At 64.8% G+C, this 23,385-nt stretch carries 20 protein-coding genes and 1 pseudogene; 4 read left to right on the plus strand and 17 right to left on the minus strand.

Going from position 1 to position 23,385, the window contains the following annotated elements:
* Positions 1–42: 42 nt before the first annotated feature.
* Complete coding sequence (locus BRAD3257_RS29980; protein WP_122404877.1) at positions 43–729, minus strand: HAD family hydrolase; 687 nt, start codon at positions 727–729, stop codon at positions 43–45.
* Between the two features lie 154 nt (positions 730–883).
* Between BRAD3257_RS29980 and BRAD3257_RS29985 the strand changes: the two genes are divergently transcribed.
* The gene (locus tag BRAD3257_RS29985) at positions 884–1,336 is read left to right on the plus strand and encodes a nuclear transport factor 2 family protein (protein ID WP_122406829.1); all 453 of its coding nucleotides are present in this window, start codon (positions 884–886) and stop codon (positions 1,334–1,336) included.
* A 237-nt stretch (positions 1,337–1,573) separates the two neighbouring features.
* Here BRAD3257_RS29985 and BRAD3257_RS29990 read toward each other — a convergent pair whose 3' ends face one another.
* The 13 genes and pseudogenes from BRAD3257_RS29990 to BRAD3257_RS30050 form a co-directional block, all read right to left on the minus strand.
* Positions 1,574–1,765: a hypothetical protein gene (locus BRAD3257_RS29990; RefSeq protein ID WP_122404878.1), complete on the minus strand. Its 192-nt coding sequence runs from the start codon at positions 1,763–1,765 to the stop codon at positions 1,574–1,576.
* Positions 1,766–1,989: 224 nt separating this feature from the next.
* Positions 1,990–2,401, minus strand: a pseudogene (locus BRAD3257_RS29995) (acyl-CoA thioesterase).
* Between the two features lie 21 nt (positions 2,402–2,422).
* The gene (locus BRAD3257_RS30000) at positions 2,423–4,519 is read right to left on the minus strand and encodes a 3-hydroxyacyl-CoA dehydrogenase NAD-binding domain-containing protein (protein WP_162500408.1); all 2,097 of its coding nucleotides are present in this window, start codon (positions 4,517–4,519) and stop codon (positions 2,423–2,425) included.
* A 2-nt stretch (positions 4,520–4,521) separates the two neighbouring features.
* Positions 4,522–5,805: an acetyl-CoA C-acetyltransferase gene (locus tag BRAD3257_RS30005; RefSeq protein ID WP_122404880.1), complete on the minus strand. Its 1,284-nt coding sequence runs from the start codon at positions 5,803–5,805 to the stop codon at positions 4,522–4,524.
* The gene (locus BRAD3257_RS30010; protein ID WP_162500409.1) at positions 5,805–8,072 is read right to left on the minus strand and encodes an acyl-CoA dehydrogenase; all 2,268 of its coding nucleotides are present in this window, start codon (positions 8,070–8,072) and stop codon (positions 5,805–5,807) included. Before BRAD3257_RS30010 ends, BRAD3257_RS30005 begins: the two co-directional genes overlap by 1 nt.
* Before the next feature lie 308 nt (positions 8,073–8,380).
* Positions 8,381–9,004 carry a flavin reductase family protein gene (locus BRAD3257_RS30015; RefSeq protein WP_162500410.1) on the minus strand — a complete coding sequence of 208 codons (624 nt, stop codon included), beginning with the start codon at positions 9,002–9,004 and terminating at the stop codon, positions 8,381–8,383.
* A gap of 180 nt (positions 9,005–9,184) precedes the next feature.
* Complete coding sequence (locus BRAD3257_RS30020) at positions 9,185–9,784, minus strand: TetR/AcrR family transcriptional regulator (protein WP_122404883.1); 600 nt, start codon at positions 9,782–9,784, stop codon at positions 9,185–9,187.
* A 34-nt stretch (positions 9,785–9,818) separates the two neighbouring features.
* The gene (locus BRAD3257_RS30025) at positions 9,819–12,956 is read right to left on the minus strand and encodes an efflux RND transporter permease subunit (protein ID WP_122404884.1); all 3,138 of its coding nucleotides are present in this window, start codon (positions 12,954–12,956) and stop codon (positions 9,819–9,821) included.
* A gap of 283 nt (positions 12,957–13,239) precedes the next feature.
* Positions 13,240–14,346 (minus strand): efflux RND transporter periplasmic adaptor subunit, encoded by a 1,107-nt coding sequence (locus BRAD3257_RS30030; RefSeq protein ID WP_122404885.1) that lies wholly within the window; start codon positions 14,344–14,346, stop codon positions 13,240–13,242.
* Between the two features lie 194 nt (positions 14,347–14,540).
* The gene (locus BRAD3257_RS30035; protein ID WP_122404886.1) at positions 14,541–15,893 is read right to left on the minus strand and encodes an MFS transporter; all 1,353 of its coding nucleotides are present in this window, start codon (positions 15,891–15,893) and stop codon (positions 14,541–14,543) included.
* 131 nt (positions 15,894–16,024) lie between these two features.
* Positions 16,025–17,185 (minus strand): winged helix-turn-helix domain-containing protein, encoded by a 1,161-nt coding sequence (locus BRAD3257_RS30040; protein ID WP_122404887.1) that lies wholly within the window; start codon positions 17,183–17,185, stop codon positions 16,025–16,027.
* 119 nt (positions 17,186–17,304) lie between these two features.
* Positions 17,305–17,511, minus strand: a complete 207-nt coding sequence (locus BRAD3257_RS30045; RefSeq protein WP_122406830.1) for a hypothetical protein — start codon at positions 17,509–17,511, stop codon at positions 17,305–17,307.
* A gap of 49 nt (positions 17,512–17,560) precedes the next feature.
* Positions 17,561–17,782 carry a hypothetical protein gene (locus BRAD3257_RS30050; RefSeq protein ID WP_122404888.1) on the minus strand — a complete coding sequence of 74 codons (222 nt, stop codon included), beginning with the start codon at positions 17,780–17,782 and terminating at the stop codon, positions 17,561–17,563.
* 413 nt (positions 17,783–18,195) lie between these two features.
* Here BRAD3257_RS30050 and BRAD3257_RS30055 point away from each other — a divergent pair, with 413 nt between their 5' ends.
* Positions 18,196–18,837 carry an OmpA family protein gene (locus tag BRAD3257_RS30055; protein ID WP_122404889.1) on the plus strand — a complete coding sequence of 214 codons (642 nt, stop codon included), beginning with the start codon at positions 18,196–18,198 and terminating at the stop codon, positions 18,835–18,837.
* Between the two features lie 54 nt (positions 18,838–18,891).
* Here BRAD3257_RS30055 and BRAD3257_RS30060 read toward each other — a convergent pair whose 3' ends face one another.
* Positions 18,892–20,181, minus strand: a complete 1,290-nt coding sequence (locus BRAD3257_RS30060; protein WP_122404890.1) for a phospholipid carrier-dependent glycosyltransferase — start codon at positions 20,179–20,181, stop codon at positions 18,892–18,894.
* Between the two features lie 191 nt (positions 20,182–20,372).
* On the opposite strand from BRAD3257_RS30060, the gene BRAD3257_RS30065 reads away from it, so the two are divergent.
* A complete protein-coding gene (locus BRAD3257_RS30065; protein ID WP_162500411.1) occupies positions 20,373–21,074 on the plus strand; it encodes a FecR family protein in 702 nt (233 codons plus the stop codon).
* A gap of 2 nt (positions 21,075–21,076) precedes the next feature.
* Complete coding sequence (locus BRAD3257_RS30070; protein WP_162500412.1) at positions 21,077–22,207, plus strand: hypothetical protein; 1,131 nt, start codon at positions 21,077–21,079, stop codon at positions 22,205–22,207.
* Between the two features lie 150 nt (positions 22,208–22,357).
* Here BRAD3257_RS30070 and BRAD3257_RS30075 read toward each other — a convergent pair whose 3' ends face one another.
* Positions 22,358–22,846 (minus strand): VOC family protein, encoded by a 489-nt coding sequence (locus BRAD3257_RS30075; RefSeq protein WP_122404893.1) that lies wholly within the window; start codon positions 22,844–22,846, stop codon positions 22,358–22,360.
* 36 nt (positions 22,847–22,882) lie between these two features.
* Positions 22,883–23,311 (minus strand): VOC family protein, encoded by a 429-nt coding sequence (locus BRAD3257_RS30080; RefSeq protein WP_122404894.1) that lies wholly within the window; start codon positions 23,309–23,311, stop codon positions 22,883–22,885.
* Positions 23,312–23,385 lie beyond the last annotated feature (74 nt).

Genomic DNA, 23,385 nt, shown 5'->3' on the forward strand with positions numbered 1-23,385 from the left:
TCCGGTCAATGCCGGAACCCACCGGCTAGCCGACCAGGAATCTCACCACGCCATTGCCGTGGCAACACGCGCGAGCAGGTCAGGATCGTCATAGGCGCTCGCGGACGCAATAGCGCCGGCTGCAACGAGATCGGCATGGCCGAGCGTGGTGCGCATCCCGATGGTCGGGATTCCGGCCGCGGCGGCCGATTGCACGCCGGAGCGGGAGTCCTCGAACGCGATGGAGCCCGCCGCGCTGGCGCCGACGAAGCGCAGCCCTTCCTGATAGGGCAGCGGATGCGGCTTTCCGTGCGGCAGCTCGTCGCCGATCACGATCGCCTTGAACCGCTCGGTGATGCCAAGCCCCGACAGCAGCAGCTCCGCGTTGAGACGCGGCGCGTTGGTCACCGCGACCATGGGGATGCCGGCGGCGTCCGCCCGGTCGAGCAGCGCCATCAGGCCCGGCAGCGGCGCGATCTGGCCCGCCACGAGGCCGCGAAAAATCGCCTCCTTCTCGTCGAGGATGGCGATCCGTCGTTCCGGCGTTTCGTCCGGCAGAAATCGCTCCCCGATCGACACGTTGGAAAAGCCCTGGAGCTCGCGCTTGAAGCGCTCGTCATCTACGACATGGCCGCGCGGGCCGAACACGCGATTGAAGGCCTCGCGATGAAGGGCATCGGTGTCGGCCAGTGTGCCGTCGATATCGAACAGCAATGCCCGCCCCATTGCTCGCTCTTTCGCCTCGATCATTTCCGCACTTTTCCGAATACCCAACGTATCAATACAGAAGGGGTATCAATATTGCCTCTGTCGCGCAATCATGCGCGTGCATGACGATGCCGCGACACTCGACAAAGCCGCGCGCGGCTGCAACACTCTGGCCAAGATCAAAAAGGAGGAAACGATGACGATCAACCGACGCGATCTGGCTCTCTCGACTCTCGCCGTCTCGGCGCTCGCGTTCGCCATGCCGGCGCTCGCCGCTTCAGCGGAAGAGGAAGCCGTGGCGAAGCAGGTCGAGGCCTTCCGCCTTGCCCAGATCGCGGCCGATCCGAAAGCGCTGGGCGCGCTGTGCGCGGAGGAGCTGAGCTACAGCCATTCCAGCGGCAAGGTCGAGGACAAGGCGACGTTCATCGCCAATGCCACGGACGGCAAATCGAAATTCCTGTCGATCGAATATAAGGATCCCACCATCAAGGTCGTCGGCCCTGCAGCGATCGTGCGTTTCCACTGGCTGGGCGAGCAGGAGATGGCCGCCGATGGGAAGAAAGTATCGACCAACCTTCACATCCTGATGAACTGGCAGAAGCAGGGCGACGAGTGGAAGCTCTTGTCGCGCGCAGCGACGAAGCTGTGACCGCGCTTCTGACCCTCTCCCCCTGTGGGGCCCCTTGTGGGAGAGGGCGGCTCGCCGCATAGCGGCGAGTCGGGTGAGGGGTATACTTCCGCGGGGCAACCTGCCTTTGAGGCCGCCGATAGAACCCCTCATCCGGCGCTTCGCGCCACCTTCTCCCACAAGGGGAGAAGGGCAGCGGCGTGCGCGGCAAAAAATTCCGACCACGCTTCGCGCATCAAAATCACCAGCGGAAGGCGCTTACGCCGCCTCCTTTACATCGCCATTCACCAGCCTGCGTGCGGCGCGTTCTGCTTCGCGCGCGTTGCGGAAGAGCTGGCCTTCGAGACGGTTGAAGCGGTCGGATGACGCGAAAAAGCGATAGCCTCCAGAAGAACGAACGACGATACCCGCGGTCTGCGAATCGACTTCGATGATGTAGCTGTCCGGCATGGTCCGTGGATTCCTCAGTGCGGGCAAATAACGGTGCTCCTGCCCAAAGGTTCCCAGGCATTTGAGGCCGTTTCCACCCCGAATCGACACCCAATTGAGTACGCCGGTACCTCATCCGTTTTATGACTGGTTCTTGGCGAAGCCGCGACGGGCATGACGCACGGGCGCCGCGTTTGGCAGCGCTTGCCGCGTCGTCGTGAGATGAGGCAGAGCGTCGCGCGCGACTACGTCGCGCTCGGCGGATCGTTTCGCTGGATCGGCTGTGGGCGGCCGTGATCGTCGATCGAGACGTAGGTGAAATTGCCGTCGGTTGACGAGGAACGGATGCAGCTCCTTGCGCCGCAATGCCCAGGCCTCGAGATGCACGGTCAGCGAGGTGCGCCCGACGCGCACGAGATTGGCATAGACCGAGACGAGATCGCCGACATAGACCGCTTTGCGAAAATTCATCGCCTCGATCGCGACCGTCACGGTGCGCGACCGCGCGACCTTCGAGGCGAACACGCCGCCGCCGACATCCATTTGGCTCAGCAGCCAGCCGCCGAAGATGTCACCGTTGGCATTGGTGTCGGCGGGCATCGCCAGCGTGCGGATGCAGAGATCACCGCTCGGCCCGGTCGTGGCTTGTTCGTTCATGCCTCTCTCGCTCGAGATTGCTCAATTGAAATTGTCCCAGCCCGGATCGGGCGCGAAGCGCTCGCCGAATCGCTCCGCCAGCGCACGCAGGGTGGATACAATGTTTTCCGCGCCGCGCGTGCGGGCATAGTTCAGCGGACCGCCACGGAACGGTGCATAGCCGGTCCCGAAGATCATGGCGCCGTCGACCGCATCGGGATCATCGACGATGCCTTCGCGCAAGCACGCGATGCAGACATTGGACATCGGCAGCACCAGGCGATCGATCATCTGGTCGGTGACGCGCGGGCCGGTCTCCGGCAGCGGCGCCTTCACGGCCTTGCCGTCCCTCCAGGTGTAAAAACCCTTGCCGGCTTTGCGACCGAGCTCGCCCTTGGCGACCTTCTCGCGCAGCCAGGCCGGCGTCGGCGGCAGGAGATCGCCGAACTTGGTGCGCAGCATGTCGCCGACGTCGAGGCAGATGTCGAGCCCGACCTGATCGGCGAGTTCGATCGGCCCCATCGGCATGCCGAACTGCTCGGCCGCGGCGTCGATCAGGCGCTGGTCGATCTTCTCGTCCAGCATCACCATCGCTTCCAGCATGTACGGCGTCAGCGCGCGGTTGACGAGGAAGCCGGGTGAGGTCCTCACCGCGAGCGGCAGTCGGTCGATCGCGCCGACGAAGGCGAGCGCCTCCTTCAGCGCCTCAGGGGGGTTGCCGTCATGGCTGACGACCTCGACCAGCTGCAGCCGCGATACCGGATTGAAGAAGTGAAGGCCGACCAGCCGCTCCGGCCGCGCCAGCGTGGTGCGCAGATCCTGAAGCGGAATGCTCGAGGTATTGGTGGCGAGGATCGCACCGGGCTTCATCCGTGGTTCGAGGCCGGCATAGACCTTCTGCTTCAGCTCCAGCTTCTCCGGCACTGCCTCGATGATGAGATCGGCGTTACGGACACCCTCACCGTCCATGTCGGGGATAAGGCGGTCGAGCGCGTCGCGCACCTCCGTGGGCTTGCGGATGATCTTGCCGTAGAGCTCGGCCGCGCGCTTGACCGCGCCCGCGATCGGCTCCGGCTTCATGTCGGCGAGCGAGACGCGCAGCCCCTGCCCCGCACACCAGGCCGCGATGTCCCCGCCCATGGCGCCGGCGCCGATGACGTGGACGTGCTTCACCGTGCTGCCGGAGCCTGCGGCCTTCTTCATTTGCTCGCGCAGGAAGAACACGCGGATCAAATTCTGCGCGGTCGGCGTCACCATCAGCTTGGCGAAGGACGCCTGCTCGGCCTTCAGCATCGCGGCCTTGCTGCCGCCATGGGTCTCCCAGAGATCGATCAGCGCGTAAGGCGCGGGATAATGTTCGCGGGATGCGGCCTTTGCCGCCTCCGCACGCATGCGCTTGGCCAGCAGGCCACGTATCGCTCCGAGATTGGCCGCACGCGCGAGCAGACCGGGCTTGGACCGCTTGAGCCGGCCGAACAGCGCATCCCTCACGGCGCCCTGGACGTGCCGCTCCTGCGTCACGGCATCGACGAGGCCGAGTGATTTGGCCCGGCGCGCGTCGATGGTGCGGCCGGTCAGCATGAGCGCCATCGACTGGGTCGGATTGACCAGCGCGGTGAACCGCGCGGTACCGCCGAGGCCGGGATGCAGGCCGAGCATCACCTCCGGGAAGCCGAAGCGCGCGCCGTCGATGGCGATGCGCGCCTGACAGGCCAGCGCCACCTCGAGCCCGCCGCCGAGGCAGAAGCCGTGGATGACCGCGACCGTCGGCAGCCTCAAGGCTTCCAGATGGTCGACCACCGCATGCGCGGCGCGGATGCGCGTCTCCACCATTCCAGGGTCGGACGCACCGCGGAATTCGTTGACATCGGCGCCCGCAATGAAGCCGGAGGGCTTTGCCGAGCGGATGACGAGGCCGGCGGGACGCTCGGTCTCGATCGCTGCAAGCACGGCGTCGAACTCCTCCATCACGTCGGAGGACAGCGAGTTGGCGCTCGTCTCGGCGCGATCGAACAGCAGCCAGGCGACGCCGTCGGCATCGCGCGTCAACTTGAAATGCTTGTAGCGACTGTCTGCCGCCGGCTTGGGCCCGAGCTCCAGCAGCCGGTCGCCAAGCGCAGTCATGATCTTGGAATCCATGGTCACACCGCCTCGATCAGCATGGCGCCGCCGAGCCCGCCGCCGATGCATTCGGTGGCAACGCCGCGCCGCGTGCCGAGCCGCTTCATCGCGTTGACGAGATGCAGCACGATGCGGTTGCCGGAGGTGCCGACGGGATGGCCGAGCGAGATGGCGCCGCCGTCGACATTGAGCCTATCGCGGTCGATCTCACCGGCCGCGCCGTCGAGCCCGAGAATCTCTCGGCAAAACTTGTCGTCGTTCCACGCGGCGAGACAGCCGAGCACCTGGGTGGCGAAAGCCTCGTTCAGCTCCCAGGTCTCGACGTCCTTGATGGTGAGGTCGTTGCGCGTGAGCAGCGGCGTTACGGACATCACCGGACCGAGCCCCATGACGCTGGGGTCGAGCGCAGCCCAATGGCTGTCGACGATGACGGCCTTCGGCGTCAGCTTGTGCTTGGCCACCGCCGCGTCGGAAGCCAGAATGATCCAGGACGCGCCGTCGGTGATCTGCGAGGAATTGCCGGCGGTGACCTGCCCCCAGGGGCGTTCGAACACCGGCCTCAGCTTTGCCAGAGACTCGGGCGTCGAGTCCGGCCGCACGCCGTCATCGTGGTCGAAGAACTTGCCGTCGCGTGAGAAGGCGGTCTCGACCTCGCCCTTGAGAAAACCCGCGCCTTGCGCATGCGCGAGGCGGCGATGGCTCTCGGCGGCATAGGCATCGGACTGCGCGCGCGTGATGCCGAAGAGATGGCCGACGACCTCGGCGGTCTGGCCCATGTTCAGGTCGGTGACGGGATCGGTCAGGCCGCGCTCGAGACCGATGATCGGCTTGAGATAGCGCGGCCGCAGCTTGAACGCCGAGGCGATCTTCGCGGCAACGCCCTTGGCGGTGGCAAGGCCGGCAAACCAGCGCACGCCCGCGTTTGGCCAAACCAGCGGCGCGTGGCTGAGCGCCTCGGTGCCGCCGGCGAGGATCATGTCGGCATGGCCTTCGCGGATGTAGCGGTAGGCGGTGTCGATCGACTGCATGCCGGAGCCGCAATTGATCTGCACGGTGAAGGCGACCATGTCCTCGCCCATGCCGAGCCGGAGCGCGGCAACGCGGGCGGGATTCATCTCGTCCGCGATCACGTTGACGCAGCCGAGGATGACTTGATCGAAGCTGTCAGGGGCGAACGGCTGGCGCGCCAGGAGCGGCCGGCCGCACTGCACGGCGAGATCGACCGGCGTAAACGGACCTGGCCCCGAACGCGCCTTCAAGAACGGGGTCCGACTGCCGTCGACGATGAATACCGGTCGCGCCATCAGCTCGCCGCCCTCTGTTCACCGAGTTCCTGGAAGAACTGATGCACGTTGACGGTTTTCTTGTAAATCGGCGACAGTACATCCGGCGCAAAATCGTCGACCTCGATCGCCTTTGCGACGGCTTCGCGGGCAGCGGCGAGTTGCTCGCCCTCGGCTTGCGTGATCACGCCTTTTGTGACCGCCTCCTTCCAGTCGCGGACGCGCGCGGCACGCAGGCGCTTGGCGATGGCGTCCGTGCTCGCGACCAGCTTGAACGCGCGTTCCAGCCGGGCAAAGCCGCCGTCGTCATCGACATGGGCCAGATCCGGCGTGAGGCGCTCGCGTGCCGCCGATGGCTCCAGCGCCAGGCTCGCGCATCGGTGCACGACGCGGTCGGAAGGGCCGAGCACACGGGCGCCGAAAGGCTGGACCACCACCTTGAGGAAGCCGGCGACGAACCGGTTGGGCAGATTGGCGAGGATCTCGGCAAGCCGGTTCTCGATGGTTTTGAAGCCGGTCGCCATGCACCATTCCAACGCGGCAAAATCTTCCTTCTGGCGGCCTTCATCTTGCCAGCGCTTCAGCGCGGCCGAGAGCAGATAAAGTTCGGACAGGATGTCGCCGAAGCGGGCCGACAGCATCTCCTTGCGTTTGAGCGCGCCGCCGAGCGTCAGCAGCGTCAGGTCGGCGCAGAGCGCAAAGGCCGCCGAATAGCGCGAGAGCTGGCGGTAGAATGGCGTAGCCTCGCCCGCATCGGGCGCCGGCGCGAATGCGCCAAAGGTCCAGCTGCGGCCCAAGGCGCGAAACAGAGTCCGGAAACTGTGGCCGGCGTGCTTCCAGAACGCCTTGTCGAACGCGGTGAGCCCGCGCTCGCGATCGGCATCCGCCAGCGCATTCATTTCGTCGAGCAGATAGGGATGGGCGCGGATGGCGCCCTGCCCGAACACGATGAGATTGCGGGTCAGGATGTTGGCGCCTTCCACCGTGATGCCGACCGGCACGGCGCGATGGAGATTGCCGAGATAGTTTTGCGGACCGTCGATCACGGCCTTGCCGCCATGGATGTCCATGGCGTCGTCAATCGCAACCCGCATCCGCTCGGTCGCGTGCAGCTTCATGATGCCGGAGATGACGGCGGGATGAACGCCGGCATTCAGCGCCGCGCAGGTCAGCCGGCGCGCCGCATCGAGTTGGTAGGCAGTCGCGACAATGCGCGCGAGCGGCTCCTCGACGCCTTCGAACTTGGAGATCGAGATGCCGAACTGCTCGCGGATGCGGGCATAGGCGCCGGTGGTGCGCGCGGCATAGGCGGCACCCGCAGCAGAGAGCGACGGCAGCGAGATGCCGCGGCCGGCGGCGAGCGCGGTCATCAGCATCTTCCAGCCTTGTCCGAGCCGCTCCTTGCCGCCGATGACATAGTCGAGCGGGATGAACACGTCGCGGCCCCGATTCGGGCCGTTCTGAAATACCTGCATCGAGGGCAGATGGCGCTGCCCGATCTCGACGCCGGGCAGGTTGGTCGGGATCAGCGCCACGGTGATGCCGTGCTCTTCCTGATCGCCGACGAGGCGATCGGGATCATAAGCCTTGAAGGCGAGGCCGAGCAGCGTCGCGACCGGACCGAGCGTGATGTAGCGTTTGTGCCAGTTCAACCTGAGGCCGACGACCTCGCGCCCCTCGAAGTCGCCCTTGCAGATGATGCCGGTGTCGACCATGGAGGCGGCGTCGGAGCCGGCTTCCGGGCTGGTGAGGCCGAAGCAGGGAATGTCGCGGCCGTCGGCGAGGCGCGGCAGCCAGCGCTGCTGCTGCTCCCTGGTGCCGAACCGCATCAGGAGCTCGCCGGGACCGAGCGAGTTCGGCACCATCACGGTAACGGCCGCGGCGATCGAGCGGGTCGAGATCTTGCGCACCACTTCCGAATGCGCGTAGGGCGAGAAGCCGAGCCCGCCGAACTCCTTCGGAATGATCATGCCGAAGAACTTTTCGCGCTTGACGAAGTGCCAGACGTCCTGCGGCAGATCGCGCAATTCCCAGAAGATCTTCCACTCGTCGAGCATGGCGCAGAGCTCGTCCACGGGACCATCGAGGAAGGCCCGTTCCTCGTCCGTTAGCGTCGGCTGCCGGACCTTCAGCAGCTTCGACCAATCAGGGTTGCCGGTGAAAAGATCGGCATCCCACCAGACGTCGCCCGCCTCCAGTGCCTCGCGCTCGGTATCGGACATCGCGGGCAACACGCCGCGCGCCCAGGAGAAGATCGGCTTTGTCAGGGTGTCGCGGCGGAAGCTCATGGCGGACCTCATGCATCGGCGCGGGTGTCGGGCATTTTAGCGGAAATTGGCTGGCCGCGGTGGAGCGTTCGCCTGCAAAATTGACGCGGCCTGGCGGCCCCGAACCATAACGGCGAGGGTGCGGCGGCAGTTCCGGGAGAGAAAATGGGGTCGATCTCTCGCCGTCATTCCGGAGCGCGCGAAGCGTGAACTCTGGTGCGCAATTGCGCACCTGAGAATCCATCGTGCGGCAGCGTGGGTCGATGAATGGATTCCGGGTTCGCGCCTGACGGCGCGCCCCGGAATGACGCGTGGAGAGAAAAGCCGGCCTAATCCGGCCGCACCATCTCGAACATGTTTTCCGGCTTGATCTCGAAATAGTCGCCGCGGCGGCCGGCGCGAACGATGGGGCGGGCGGCGGCGGTCTGGTAGACGCCGTCCTTGATCAAGGCCTTGTCGATGTGGACGGCGACGACCTCGCCGAGGGTCAGCCACGCGTCGGCCTCCCTGCCGTCGGCACCCTTGAGGCGGACGATATCGGACACCTTGCACTCGAAGGCGACGGGGCTCTCAGCCACGCGCGGCACGTTGACGAGCTTGCTGGGTACAGCGGTGAGGCCCGCGACCTCGAACTCGTCGACCTCGGGGGCGACATGGGCCGCAGTCGCATTCATGTGCTTCGCCAGGTCCATCGTGGCCAGATTCCAGACGAACTCGCCGGTCTGCTGCATGTTCTCGACCGTGTCCTTCCAGTTGGTAGAGGAGAAGCCGATGATCGGCGGCACGTAGCAGAACGCGTTGAAGAAGCTGTAGGGCGCGAGATTGACGTGGCCCCTGGCGTCGCGCGAAGAGATCCAGCCGATCGGCCGCGGCGCGATGATGGCATTGAAGGGGTCGTGCTTGAGGCCGTGGCCCTTGGAGGGCTCGTAGAAGTGGAGGTCTTTGTCGGTCACGCTGGCTTTCCCCTGCTCGTCATTGCGAGCGCAGCGAAGCAAGCCGGAATCCGTCCGCGGAGACAGCCTCGATTGCTTCGCTACGCTCGCAATGACGGAGTTTGATGATCCGTCCCGGACCGCCACGCGGCCGTCAGCCGGAGCGGTCGGCCTGCTTATAGGAAGAAACGGCCCCGCCCGTCAGTGGCGCGGGGACAGACCCGCGATGACGAAATCGATCATCTGGTCGATGTTCGGGCCCGGCTTGGTGGCGCACTGGGCGATCATCTGCGGGTGGAAGAAGCGCATCATCGCGGTGCAGGAACAGAGCGCAGCCAGTTGCAGGTCGGGAGCCTCGAACTCGCCGGAGGCCACGCCTTGCGCGATCATCTGCCCAATCAATCCGGCGATACATTCCATGTGGGAGACGCAGACGTCCCAGTCCTCCTGCATGGCGATCTCGACCATCTCATGCAGCTTGTTGTCGCCGACATAGCGCTCGGTGTTCATGCGGTGGATGGTGGTGAGCAACTCGCGGAAGCGGTCCTTGACCGGACCGGGCCTCGCCACGATCCGCTGGGCCTCGAGCTCGACCTCCCCCATCAGCGACCGGGCCACCGCCTGGTGGATCGCCTTCTTCGATTCGAAGAAGCGATAGACGTTGGCGGGGCTCATCCGGAGTTCCTTGGCGATGTCGCCGACCGTGGTCTTCTGGTAACCGATCTGGCGGAACAGCCGCTCAGCCACCTCGAGAATACGATCCCGGGTGTCGCCTTCGATATGTTCCGCAACCAGTGTCATCTCTCAGGACTCGTTCCTCAGTACTTCATCTCACTTATTCAGCCGCCTCAGCAAGTGGAATTGCGCGCCGGTCATCGCTCCCATGCTGCGGCGCGGCAGGCTGTTCGGCGGTGCCGGCCTCGTCCAGGCTCTTCCTGAACCACAGGGCGTAAAGACCCGGCAGGTACAGGAGCGTCAGGAAGGTCGCGACGAACAAGCCGCCCATGATGGTGATCGCCATCGGGCCCCAGAAGGCCGAGCGCGACAGCGGGATCATGGCGAGGATGGCGGCCAGCGCCGTCAACACCACCGGACGGGCGCGGCGGACGGTCGCTTCCACGATCGCCTCGCGCCGGGTCAGGCCGTGGGAGACGTCGGTCTCGATCTGGTCGACCAGGATCACGGTGTTGCGCATGATCATGCCGGCGAGCGCGATCAGGCCGAGCAGGGCCACGAAGCCGAACGGGGCATTGGCAACGTTGAGGCCGAGCGAGGCACCGACGATGCCGAGCGGCGCGGTCAGGAACACCAGGATCAAGCGCGAGAAGCTCTGCAGCTGGATCATCAGCAGCGTCAGCATCACCATGACCATCACCGGGAAGAGGATGAAGATCGAGGCGTTGCCCTTGGCAGACTCTTCGAACGCCCCGCCCGGCTCGATCCGGTAGGCCGGCTCGAGATGATCCTTGATCGCCTTCAGCTTCGGCGTGATCTGGTTGGTGACATCGGGCGCCTGCACACCGTCGACGACGTCGGAGCGCACCGTGATCGCCATGTCGCGATTGCGCCGCCACATGATCGGCTCCTCATGGGAATACTCGATTCTGGCGATCTGCTGCAGCGGCACAGCGACGCCATTGCGCGAGGTGATGGTGAGATCACCGACACCGCCGAGATCGAGGCGTTCGGAGGGAATCGCACGGGCGACCACGCCGACCTTCTCGATGCCGTCGCGCACGGTGGTGACCTGCGCGCCCGAGATCAGCATCGCGAGTGCCTGCGAGACGTCCTGCGGGGTCAGTCCCATGGCGCGGGCACGATCCTGGTCGACGACGAGCTTGAGATAGGGAGACTGCTCGTTCCAGTCGAGCTGGACGTCCTTGACGCTCTTGTTCTGCCGCATGACATCGCGGACCTGATAGGCGATCTCGCGCACCTTGTTGGCGTCGGGGCCGATCACGCGGAACTGGACGGGGAAGCCGACCGGCGGACCGAAGTTGAAGCGGTCGACGCGCACGCGCGCCTCGGAGAGGAAACCGTCAGCTGCCGCATTCTCGATCTTGGCCTTGACGCGCTCGCGCGCTTCGACGCCCTTGGCGACGATGACGATCTCGGCAAAGGCCTCGTTCGGCAGCTGCGGGTTGAGGCCGAGCCAAAAGCGCGGCGAGCCCTGGCCGACATAGGCGGTGTAGGTTTCGATGTCCTGGTCATCCTTGAGCAGCGTCTCGGCCTCCTTCACCGCCTTCTCGGTGACGTTGAAGGCGGTACCCTCGGGCAGGCGCAGCTGCAGGAACAGCTCGGGCCGCTCCGACAGCGGGAAGAACTGCTGCTGGACATGGCCGAAGCCGACGATCGAAGCAATGAAGACGCCGACGGTCGCGGCCACCACGGTGATGCGATGGTTGACGCACCATTGCACGATGGCGCGCAGGCCCCGGTACATCCGGGTCTCGTAGACCGCGTGCGGATCATGGTGGTGGTGGGCCTTCATGTCGGGCAGCAGCTTGACGCCGATATAGGGCGTGAAGATCACCGCCACGAACCAGGAGGCGACCAGCGCGATCGCCACGATCCAGAAGATGCTGCCGGCATATTCGCCGACCGCGGAATTGGCAAAGCCGATGGGAAGGAAGCCAGCGGCCGTGACCAGCGTCCCCGTGAGCATCGGAAACGCAGTTGATTCCCAGGCAAAGGACGCCGCGCGCATGCGATCCCAGCCCTGCTCCATCTTCACCACCATCATCTCGACCGCGATGATGGCGTCGTCGACGAGCAGGCCGAGCGCGATGATCAGCGCGCCGAGCGTGATGCGATGCAGGTCGAGCGACATCGTGTTCATGACGATGAAGACAATGCCGAGCACCAAGGGCACCGACAGCGCGACCACGATGCCGGTGCGCCAGCCGAGCGCCAGGAACGAGACGAACAGCACGATGACGAGCGCCTCCATGAAGGAGTGAACGAACTCGCCGACGGCGTGCTCGACCACCTTGGGCTGGTCGGCGATCAGCTTGACGTCGATGCCTTGCGGCACCGCCTTCATGAACTCGGCGGTCGCCTTCTCGACCTCCTTGCCGAGATCGAGGATGTTGGCGCCCTTGGCGGTGACGATGCCGATGCCGATCGCGGGCTTGCCTTCCTGGCGCACGACGAAGCTCGGCGGATCGACGAAGCCATGGGTGACGGTGGCGATATCGCCGAGACGGAACACGCGGCCGTTGCTCTCGACCGGGGTCTCGGCGACGGCCTTGGCGCCGTCGAGCGCGCCGGTGACGCGCAGCGGCACGCGCTGCGACGAAGTCTCGACCGTACCGGCCGGCGTCACGTTGTTCTGCTTGGCAAGGGAATCGAACAGTGCCTGCGGCGTGATGCCGAGCGTGGCGAGCTTGGCGTGGCTGAACTCGACGAAGATGCGCTCGTCCTGGTTGCCGTAGACGTCGACCTTGGTCACGCCAGGCACCTTCAACAGGCGCTGACGGAATCCTTCCGAGACCTTCTTGAGCTGGGCATAGTCGGCGCCGTCGCCGGTCATCATGTACAGGATGGAATCGACGTCGGAGAACTCGTCGTTGACGACGGGTCCGAGAATGCCGGAGGGCAGCTGGCCCTGCACGTCGACCAGCTTCTTGCGCAGCAGGTAGAAGAGGTAGGGCACGTCCTTCGGCGGCGTGTTGTCGCGGAAGGTGACCTGGAGCGCGGTGAAGGCGGGCTTGGAGTAGGTTTGCACCTTCTCGAAATAGGGCAGCTCCTGGATCTTCTTCTCGATGGGATCGGCGACCTGCGTCTGCATCTCCTGCGCGGTTGCGCCGGGCCAGATCACGGACACGTTGACCACCTTCACCGTGAAGAACGGATCCTCGGCACGGCCGAGCTTCTCATAGGAAAAGAAGCCGGCAACGCCGAGCACGACCATCAGGAAGAGAACCAGCGTCGGATGGCTGACGGCCCAGGCCGAAAGGTTGAAGCGCTTCATCGCACTCTCCGAAAGACGATCCAGTTGCAAACAACCACAGCCGCTCTGTTCGAACCGTCGTCGCGAGGCAGCGAAGCAAATCCAGGGGGCTGGGCAGGTTCTGGATCGCTTCGCCGCTTCAGCCTTTGCTTAGGGACAAAGGCCGAAACTCACCTCACACGACGGAACTCAATTTCCTTGTCATTCCGGGATGGTCCGAAGGACCAGACCCGGAATCTCGAGATTCTCAGGGGCGCAATTGCGCACGGTAGTTCGCGCTACGCGCGCCCCGGAATGACGGGAACTAGAAACTCAGGGACGACACGATCCGCACCCGCTGGCTCGGATCGAGCTTCTGCACGCCGAGGGCGACGATCTTGGCGCCCTCTTCGACACCGCCGGTGATGAGCACGTCGTTGCTCTCGTAGGACTTCACTGCGACCGGCCTCAAGGTGACGGAGCCATTGTCGTCGACAACGAAGAAGGACGGCTTGCCGCCTTCGTTGAACAGCGCCGACAGGGGCAGCCGGGCGACGCGCTCGGTTGCGGCGTCAGACAGCGTCAGCGTCGCGGTCATGCCGAGCGCGACCTTGTCGTCCGCCTCGGGCAGCGAGAACTTTGCCAGATAGGTGCGCGTGGCCGGGTCGGCGGCCGGCGCGATCTCGCGCAGCTTGGCCGCATATTTCTTATCCGGCTCGGACCAAAGAGTGACGCTGGCGACGCCCGACTTGGCGCGTCCAACCAGCGTCTCAGGGATCGCGACGACCGCTTCCTTCTCGGCAAAGCGGGCGACACGGATCGAAGCCTGGCCCGCGGCGACCACCTGGCCGGGCTCGATCAGCGTTGCGGTGACGACGCCGCGGGCGTCGGCAACAAGCGTCGCGTAGGAAAGGGAATTCTTGGTCAGCTCGACCGAGCGAACGGCGCGATCGAGGCGCGCGCGGGCCTCGTCGGCGGCCGCACGGCTCGAATCCAGCTGCGCATCCGTGGTCCAGCCCTTCGCCTTCAGATCCTTGGCGCGCTGCTCGGCGGCAGCGGCCTGGGCCAGCACGCCGGTTGCGGCGGTCTGCTCCGCCACCGCCTGCTCGGCCTGGAGCTTCAGGTCGACCTCGTCGAGGGTGGCCAGCGGCTGGCCGACCTCGACCGTCTGGCCGACTTCGACCAGGCGCTTTGCCACCTTGCCGGCGACGCGGAAGCCGAGATCGCTTTCGATCCGCGGCTTGATGGTCCCGACGAAGCTGCGCTCCGGAGTTTCGGCATCATAATGCGCGGTCGCGACCAGGACCGGCCGTGGGGGCTCGGCCTTCTCGGCGACGGTATCATTGCATCCGGCGAGGCTCGCGGCCATCAGGGCCAGCGACACACCTGCCAACAGCCTGGAATAGCTCGACAAAACGGACCGGACGAACATCGAAGGACACTCCTAGCATCTCGAATGAGAGGAATGTCGACTAATCACTGATAAAAGTCAATAATCGTCAGTCATCAGGAAAGCGTGATCGTCAAGGCTGGTGAGCGTTTCAGAGGACCGTTGCCAGGCGGGTGCCCGGATGGCGCCTAGACCACCCGTCACCCATAGGATCTACGCAGCGGTGGGTTTCGCCCTCACCGCTTCTGTTCGCTGAACTCGTGCTTGCTGTCGTGGCCGCCGGCGAAGACGAGGATCCCGGCGATCAACGGCAGCACCGCGAGCACCAGGAGGCCGGTCGAGGTCTGGCCGGTGGCCTCCTTGACCCAGCCGATCAGATAGGGACCGCCGAAGCCGGCGAGATTGCCGATCGAGTTGATCAGGGCGATGGCGCCGGCCGCCGCCGTGCCGGAGAGCCAGGCGGTCGGCAGGGTCCAGAACACGCCGAAGCAGCAGAACACGCCGACCGCGGCCACCGTCAGCACCACCATCGTGAGGATGGGATCGGTGAGATAGGAGGAGACGCCGAGCGCGACGGCGGTGAGCAGCAGCGGGGCACCGACATGCATGACGCGCTCGCGGCTCGCATCCGAATGCCGCGCCCACAGGATCATGGCGATGGTGCCGAACAGATAGGGGATCGCGGTGACGAAGCCGGTCTGCGCGTTGGTGAGGCCGAACGCCTTGACGATCTGCGGCAGCCAGAACTGCATGCCATAGAGCGCACCGACAAAGCCGAAATAGATCAGGCTGAGCGCGATCACCTTCGGCGAGGACAAGGCTTCGCCCAGCGAGGGATGCTTCACGGCCTGCTTGATGGCGATCTCGGCATCGAGCTTCGCCTTGAGCCAGGCCTTCTGCTCGCAAGAGAGCCAGTCCGCCTTCTCCGGCTTGTCGGTGAGATAGAACCAGGTGACGATGCCGAGCAGCACCGAGGGGATGCCCTCGATGATGAACAGCCACTGCCAGCCCTTCAGCCCCATCATGCCGTCGAGCCCGAGCAAGAGGCCCGAGATCGGCGCGCCGATCACGGTCGAGACCGGCACCGCGATGGCGAAGGCCGCGAGGAAGCGGGCGCGATATTCGGCCGGGTACCAATAAGTGAGATAGAGGATGATGCCGGGGAAGAAGCCGGCCTCGGCGACGCCGAGCAGGAAGCGCAGCACGTAGAAGCTGGTGACGCCGCTCACCACCGCCATCAGCGCCGAGATGATGCCCCAGGTCACCATGATGCGGGCGATCCAGCGGCTCGCGCCGAATCTTTCCAGCGCGAGGTTGCTCGGCACCTCGAAGATGAAATAGCCGATGAAGAAGATGCCGGCGCCCCAGGAGAAGATCAGCGGCGTGAATTTCAGCTCGGCGTTCATGGTCAGCGCGGCGAAGCCGAGATTGACGCGGTCGAGATAGGAGAAGAAGTAGGCCAGCACCAGGAACGGAATCAGGCGCCAGGAGATGGCGCGGATGGTCGAGGTTTCGATGTCGCTCTTGCTGGCGCCCTTGCTGGCGCTCTTGGCGCCGCCGGCGGAACCGGCATAGGTGGTCTGGCTCATGGCTTCCCCCCGGGGTTGTTGCTTTTGTGGGCCGAGTGGCCGGTTTTGAGCATCGCGGGCAAAGAGTCAATGGAGCGAGCAATGCACGGGGCGCAGCCGGATCAAGCCATTGCGCCGACGCAGAAGGCGTCTCACTCCGCCAATTGAAACCGCTCGAAGCGATCGAGCTCGTCCTCGATCTTGCGCTCGAGCTCCTTTCGTCCCGCCGTCTTCTTGCCCTGCCCGACCCAGGTCCATTTCTGCATCAACAGCTTCTTCGCCTGCCGATCGGTCTTGAGATCGAGCGCGGCTACGATCTCGTCGCCGACCAGCACGGGCAGCGCGAAGTAGCCGAATTTGCGCTTGGCCTTCGGCACATAGGCTTCGAACAGGTGGTTGTAGCCGAAGATCAGATTGGTGCGCTTGCGCTGGATGATCAGGGGATCGAACGGCGAAAGAATGTGGACGAGATCGGGCGATACCTCATGCGGCTCCAACGCTGCGGGCGAGGCCCAGTGCTCCTGCTTGCCGGCGCCCTCGATCGTAACAGGCAGGAGCTCGCCGCGGCGGACGCGCGAGGCGATCAGGCGCGCGACCGGCTTCTTGCGCGGCGCGTCGAGATGGCAGACCGAATCGAGGCTGACCACGCCCTGCGAGCGCAGCGCGCGGTCGAGCAGATAGGCCGTGATCTCCCCAGCCGACGCCGCCTTCGGCAGCTTGTCCCAGCCGAAATGGCGCGTCATCAGCTCGTACGTCTTGAGCATGCCCTGGCGCTCACTGATGGTCACGGCGCCGGTATAGAAGGCGAGCTGCAACGCCCGCTTCGACGGCTTGCGGCTCTGCCACAGATGCTCCTTCTCGACCAGCACGTCGTCATCGATGTCGCGGATCGTCAGCGGACCGGCGCGCAGCAGCCGCATCACCTTGCGCGTGTCGGCGGGTTTCACCGAAGCAAACCATTTGTGCCCCTCGCGCCGATGCTCGCGCATCGCCGGCAGGAAGAAGCGGAAATCGCTCGCCGGGACGTAGGACAACGCATGCGTCCAGTATTCGAACACGCTCTTGTCGGTGCTCTGGGCTTGGCCCAAATCGGCGCGACGATAGGACGGAATGCGGCTGAACAGGATGTGGTGATGACACCGCTCGATGACGTTGATGGTGTCGATCTGCACATAGCCGAGATGGGCGACCGCGTCCGCCACGGCCTGCGCTCCGTCGCCGAACGGGATGCGCTCGTCCAACCGCTGGGCATGCAGCCAGATCCGCCGGGCCTGTGTCGTGGTGAGTGGAAGCGGTTTGGGCGTACGGGACATTGCAGCAGGCAATGTAGCGGGATTCGCGCCAACAAGAAGGAGGAAAGAAGACCGCGGGAGCGGCCAAAGAAAAACCGCGCTGCCATCTGCTGACAGCGCGGCGGATGACGCGCCGAAGCCTACTTCGCCATCATTGCTTTCTGCGATTTCATGTAGTGCATGCAGGCACTCTTTATCTTGCCATTGCTCATGTCGGTGCTGGCCATGGCCATTTCCTTGTTGGACGCCATCTTGGCCGAGGTATCTGGCGTACCGCCTATCGCGGCGGCGGACTTCATCATGTTGTCCTTGGTGCAGGCCATCATCGCCGCGGATGCGGGTGACAGCGAAAGTGTGGACGCTACACAATTATCTTGCTGCGCTGCGAAGACAGGATCAGCGGCCGTCCTTCGGCGCCTTCGACCGGTCACCGAGGCTTCCGGTCGCGACATCCGGCTCGCACACGGCCTTGCCGCGTGCCTCCGCCTGGCAGCGATAAACGCTGCCGGTGAGGCGGTCGACCAGCCACATGTTCTCGTCGGTCGGCCCTTCGAGCCCGATATAGCGGGAGGTCAGCCCCGAGATCAGCGTCGACAGCAGGATTGCCACTGCGATCATCGCTGCGCCGATATAAATGGGCGTTGAGCTCAGGGACAGTGTCCGATCCGGAGGGCCGCTGCGATAGAACTGATAGTCACGCTGATGGTCAATTGGCCTCGGCACTGGACGGAACTCGGCTCCTGTCGCGGAGGGGACAAATTGTCGAATGATTGACGCGTGCTAGGCGGGCTTCTGGACGAATTCTTGTTCGCGGGCGGGCCGCGACGCGACGCCTTTGCGACGATCGGTGAAAGCGCATTTCCGGGAACCCGCTCGGGAGCAGTTCGAAGCAAACCGCGAACAAGCCAGCCCGACCAAGAGTGAGCTCGGCTCGCACTTTCGAATGTGACCAAGATCACGTCAGTGCCGTTGAACCTGCCCTAGGCTCGCGGCATCAAATCGCCATCGGGCGTAACAGCGAGGATACGACAATGACCCTTTTTGATAAGTTCTTTGGACTGAAGGCGATAACCCTCTCCGCAGCCCTGTCGATGACGGCGAGCCTTGCGCTGGCCGGCGACAACAACATCTCCGCCAGCCAGATCGTCGATGCGCTGAAGCCGAAGCCGGTGACCCGCGGCCTCTCCGTCGGTCCGCAGGCCGACACGACCGCGCAGGCCAAGGAAGCCGCCTTCCTCAACACCGTGCGCAACCGATCGACCAGGTCGCTCTCGACGGGCGAACGCGAGCAGATCGCCGAGCTCGCTGCGACCAAGCCGAAGATCGATCTGGAGATCCAGTTCGACTACAACTCGGCCGATATCGCCAAGACGTCGGTGGCCTCGGTGCAGGCGCTCGGCAAGGCTCTGTCCGATCCGGCGCTCAAGGGCTCGACCTTCGTGGTCGCCGGCCACACCGACGCGATCGGCAGCGAAGAGTACAATCAAGGGCTCTCCGAACGGCGCGCCGACACTATCAAGAAGTACCTGGTGCAGAACTACGGTCTCAACGGCAATGATCTGGTCACCGTCGGCTACGGCAAGACCAAGCTGAAGGATGCCGCCAACGGCGCCGACCCGATCAACCGCCGCGTCCAGGTCGTGAACATGGACACCAAGACGGCGGCGAAGTAACTCGCGACCGTCGGGCAAAACACGCCGCTTGCCGCAGCCCGGCAGGCGGCGATGTCATATCCAGCTTTGGAACAGCATCAGCCGGTTGAAGCCCTTCATCGAGGTGCCGATGAAGGCCGCGGAAATCGGCAGCATGATTGCAAAGGCGGCCGCGGCGACGCCGACATAAGCCCACAGCAGCCAGCGCGGCAGCCCCTCCCGGCGCAGCACGTAGACCAGCGCCAGCGACGCTGCGGTTGCAGCCGGCAGGTAGTAATAGATGAAACCCAGGGTGCGCGGCAGCAACGCCCAGGCGAGCCAGGGACCGAAATAAAATGCCGCGATCAGGAACGCGTCCCAGCGCCGCGCCACGATGAAATCGCGCAGCACCACGACGAGCGCGAGCAGCGCCGGCCACGCTACCAGCGGATTGCCGAGGAAGACGATTGCGGCGACGTGGTCCTCCGTCGTCTTGTCGAACAGGAACCACACCGGCCGCGCGAGCAACGGCCAGGACGGCCATGCGCTCACATAGGTGTGGCCGGCGATGGCCGTCGTGGTGTTGTCGGCAAAGATCCGCCGCTGCGCCTCGATCAAATCCGGCAGCGACAATCCATAGAGCGGAACGAAGGCGGCAAGATAGGCCACCGTCGGCAAGACCGCGAAGCAGAGCGCGATATGATGCAGCTTCAGGCTTGGCCAAAGCTCCGGCCGATACCAATCGCCCGGCTTCGGGTCGGCGAACAGCGTGCGCCAGCCCTGCATCAAGCGGATCACCGCAACGATGACGATACACACGCCAAGCGGAAACAGGCCGCTCCACTTGCAGGCCGCCGCACAGCCGAACAGGCACCCCGCGAGCGCAAACATCGCCTGGGGCCGCTCTCTGCGAAACCCATGCATGAAGGCCGCGGTCGCGAGCAGGCCAAAGCCGAGCGCAAAAATGTCCAGCATTGCGATGCGCGCCTGCACGTACAGCATCTGGTTGAGGCCGGCGATCAGGGCCGCGGCGATCGCGGGCCCCTGCGCGGAAAACAGCGCAAGACCGCACAGATAGATCGCGACGATCGCGAGCGCGCCGAACAATGTCGCGGGATAACGCCAGCCAAGCGCGTTGTCGCCGAAAGTTGCGATCGATGCCGCGATCAGCTCCTTGGCCAGCGGCGGATGCATCGGATTGAGCATCGGCTGCGACATCACGGGCGCCAGCATCTGGCGCGCCGCCGGCACGTAATGCACCTCGTCGAAGACGAATTTTTCCGGCGTGGTGAGACCGATCAGCAGCGCCAGATGCGCAACCAGGAAAATCGCGACAGCAATCACTGCGCTCCGCGACACCCCTGGAACCGCGGGCGATTCGAGCATTTTTTGTGGGGCCGTCTTGCGTGGCAAATCTGCTTCACCGCTGAGAAAAAGAGAGTGGTTCTCGTCATTGAACGCATTCTGCCGCAGCTGTCACTAAGCATGACGCACGTCCCGCGCCGCTTGTGATAATTCCGCCACATCAGAAGCGCGCGCGATCCGGTACGATCAGGGGCACATCGATCGGTTGCGAAATGAATTTGCGTTTTTGGCTTTTCCCGATATTGCTCACGGCCGCAATCTGCGCGGCGTCCGGCGCCCAGGCGCAGACGCGCGTCGGCGAGGCCGTCGTGATCCAGAACGAGGTGGTGCGCGTCGCCGCGACCACGACGCCGATCAATGTCGGCGACAGCATGCTGCGCGACGAGACCGTGCGGACCGGCGCCGACAGCGCGGCGCGTTTCGTGATGGCCGACAGCACCAATCTGTCGCTCGGGCCGAGCGCCACGCTGAGGCTCGACCGCACCGTCTTCAACGACGAGCACAGCTATCGCGACGTCGCGATCCGCATGACCACCGGCGCCTTCCGCTTCGTCACCGGGCACTCCGAAAAGGCCGCTTACAAGATCACGACGCCGCTCGCGACCATCGGCGTGCGCGGCACCACACTCGACATTCTCTCGCAACGCGGGCGCTCCGTGGTCGTGCTTCAGGACGGCGCAGCCAGCGTCTGCACGAAAAGCTCTCAGTGCGTGCAACTCACCCAGCCCGGCGACACCGCGATCATCACATCGACCGGCGGCAAGGTGAGCATCACCAAGACCAACACGCCGCCCTGGACCTTCGCCGCCAACTGCGCCGCGAGCGCCGGGTTGTGCGCGATCAACCAGTACGCCGGCGCCCCGCCGACCATCACGCCCGCCGTCCAGGACGACGGCATGCTGTGCGGGCGTTGACGATGGCGAAGCTCCCGTTGAAGCGCCTCATCCTCGCCGGCTTGCTTTCCGCCGTGGCGGCGCTTGCGCTTGTCGCGTTCGATGTTCTTCCGGCGGCAGCCCAGGCGATCTGCGAGATCGAATGCAGCGAGCCGTCGCCTACGCCGACCTATTCACCGTCCCCGACGCCCTCCCCTTCGCCTAGTCCCTATCCCTCGCCGTCGCCGTCGCCCTATCCGTCTCCTAGCCCGACGCCGACCGGTGCGGATTCCAGCGGCAACTCGATCGGCGGCCTCGCCAATCAGCGCTTCAACCAGATGATCACCAACCGGGTGCTCGGCACGGTGCTGCTCGGTGTCAACGAGCAGATCAATTGCAGCGATTGCATCAGCGCGTTCGGCTCGGCCGGCTCGTTCTCGGCCGGCATCCACGGCCGCAAGGAGCTGACCAACAATCTGTCGCTGCTCGCCGGCATCGCCTACACGCAATACAACGAAGGCGGCTACAAGATCACGAGCGCGCCGATCGGCGCCTTCGCGCTACGCTATGACTTCACCGACTGGGGCTCGTCGCGCCCGTTCTTCGATGTCGGCACCATTCTGACGCCATGGGAGAAGGCACGCTACACGCGCAGCTACGACACCAGCCTCGGCCCGGTCAGCGTGACGAGCTCGACCAACGCATCGAACTACGCCGTCTACGGCCGTGCCGGCTGGATCAGCCGCTTCTCGCCGCGCGACGAGGTCGCGGCCTCGATCGAAGTCTGGCAGCTCTGGCAACGTGTGTCGGGCTACACCGACAGCGCAGTGGCGTTCAATCCATTCGACGCCAGCATCGCGACCGGCACCGACCGCACCAGCCTCATCAAGATCGGCGGCCAGTGGACGCATCTGTTCGGCAGCAACATCGAGACCAACATCAATGGCGGCTGGGTGCAGTCGTTCGCCAGCCATAGCGGCATCGTCGCCACGGTGACCGGCAACGGTGTGGTGGTGCCGACCATGGGCAACCAGGGCTGGTTCGAATATGGCGGCCGCCTCGGCTTCCGCGTGCAGAAGGGCTGGATCGTGGACCTGTTCGCCAACGGCACACTGGGCCCGCAGCCGGTGGGCAATACGATCCACGGCGGCGTGGGGCTGAGGATCAACTATTAGCGGCGGCCCGCGGCCACAAACTCTGCTGTCATTCCCCGCGCAAAGCGGGGAATGTGTCGGCTATGTCCCCGAACACCCGTCGGTCATGTCCCCGGGCTGAACATCAAGCCGGGCGATGACACCGATCTCATGACGAGAGCATTCCGACCTTCACGCTGCCGACTTGCCCTCGAACGCGCGGCGCAAGGCTTCCACGTCCAGCTTCACCATCTTCATCATGGCCTGCATCGCACGCGCGGCCGCGGCCTTATCGGGGCTCGACAGGAACTCGAAGATCACCTTCGGCACCACCTGCCAGGCCACGCCCCAGCGATCCCTCAGCCAGCCGCACTGCTCCTCCCTGCCGCCATGGGCGAGGAACGCGTTCCAGACGCTGTCGACCTGGGCCTGGTCGTCGCAATGGATCATCAGCGAGATCGCGTGGGTGTATTCCATCTTCATGCCGCCGTTGAGCGCGACCAGCGGCTGTCCGGCCACGGTGAACTCGACCACGAGCACGGAGCCTTCCTTGCCGGAGGGCCCGTCCGAAACGTTGCGCTGGACGTGCGTGATCTCTGAGTTCGGGACCAGCGAGACGTAGAATTTTGCGGCGTCCTCGGCATCGCCGTTGAACCACATACAGGGCACGAGCTTGGACATCGTGAATGCTCCTCTTCAGGTCTTGATGGGCTTGAATCAGGCGTTCGCCACGTCGGGCTGCAGGGGGGCGGCCGCGAGGTCCATCCAGTTCACGCCCCACATATGACCATCGGGATCCTCGAAGCTGCGGCCGTACATGAAGCTGTATTCGTCTTTCGGGCTGGGATCGGGCATCCCGCCCGCAGCCTCGGCCTTTGCGACGATATCGTCGACATCGCTGCGGCTGTCCGCGGACAGGCAGAGCAGCACCTGGTTCGAAGTCCTGGCGTCCGCGATCGGCTTCGGCGTGAACTGGCGGAATTTGTCGTGGGTCAGCAGCATGACGAAAATGGTCTCGGAAAAGACCATGCAGCTCGCGGTCTCGTCGCTGAATTGCGGGTTCTTGACCGCGCCGACCGCCTCGTAGAAGGCGGTCGCGCGCTTGAGGTCGGTCACCGGCAGGCTGACGAAGATCATCTTGGGCATTGGAAGCTCCTTGGGCGGGGTTCTGCCCAAGGACGGACGACCAGGCCGCCATCCGACACCGCTTCCGACGATTT

The sequence above is a fragment of the Bradyrhizobium vignae genome, assembly GCF_900324035.1.
In the GTDB taxonomy this organism is placed as follows: Bacteria; Pseudomonadota; Alphaproteobacteria; order Rhizobiales; family Xanthobacteraceae; genus Bradyrhizobium; species Bradyrhizobium vignae.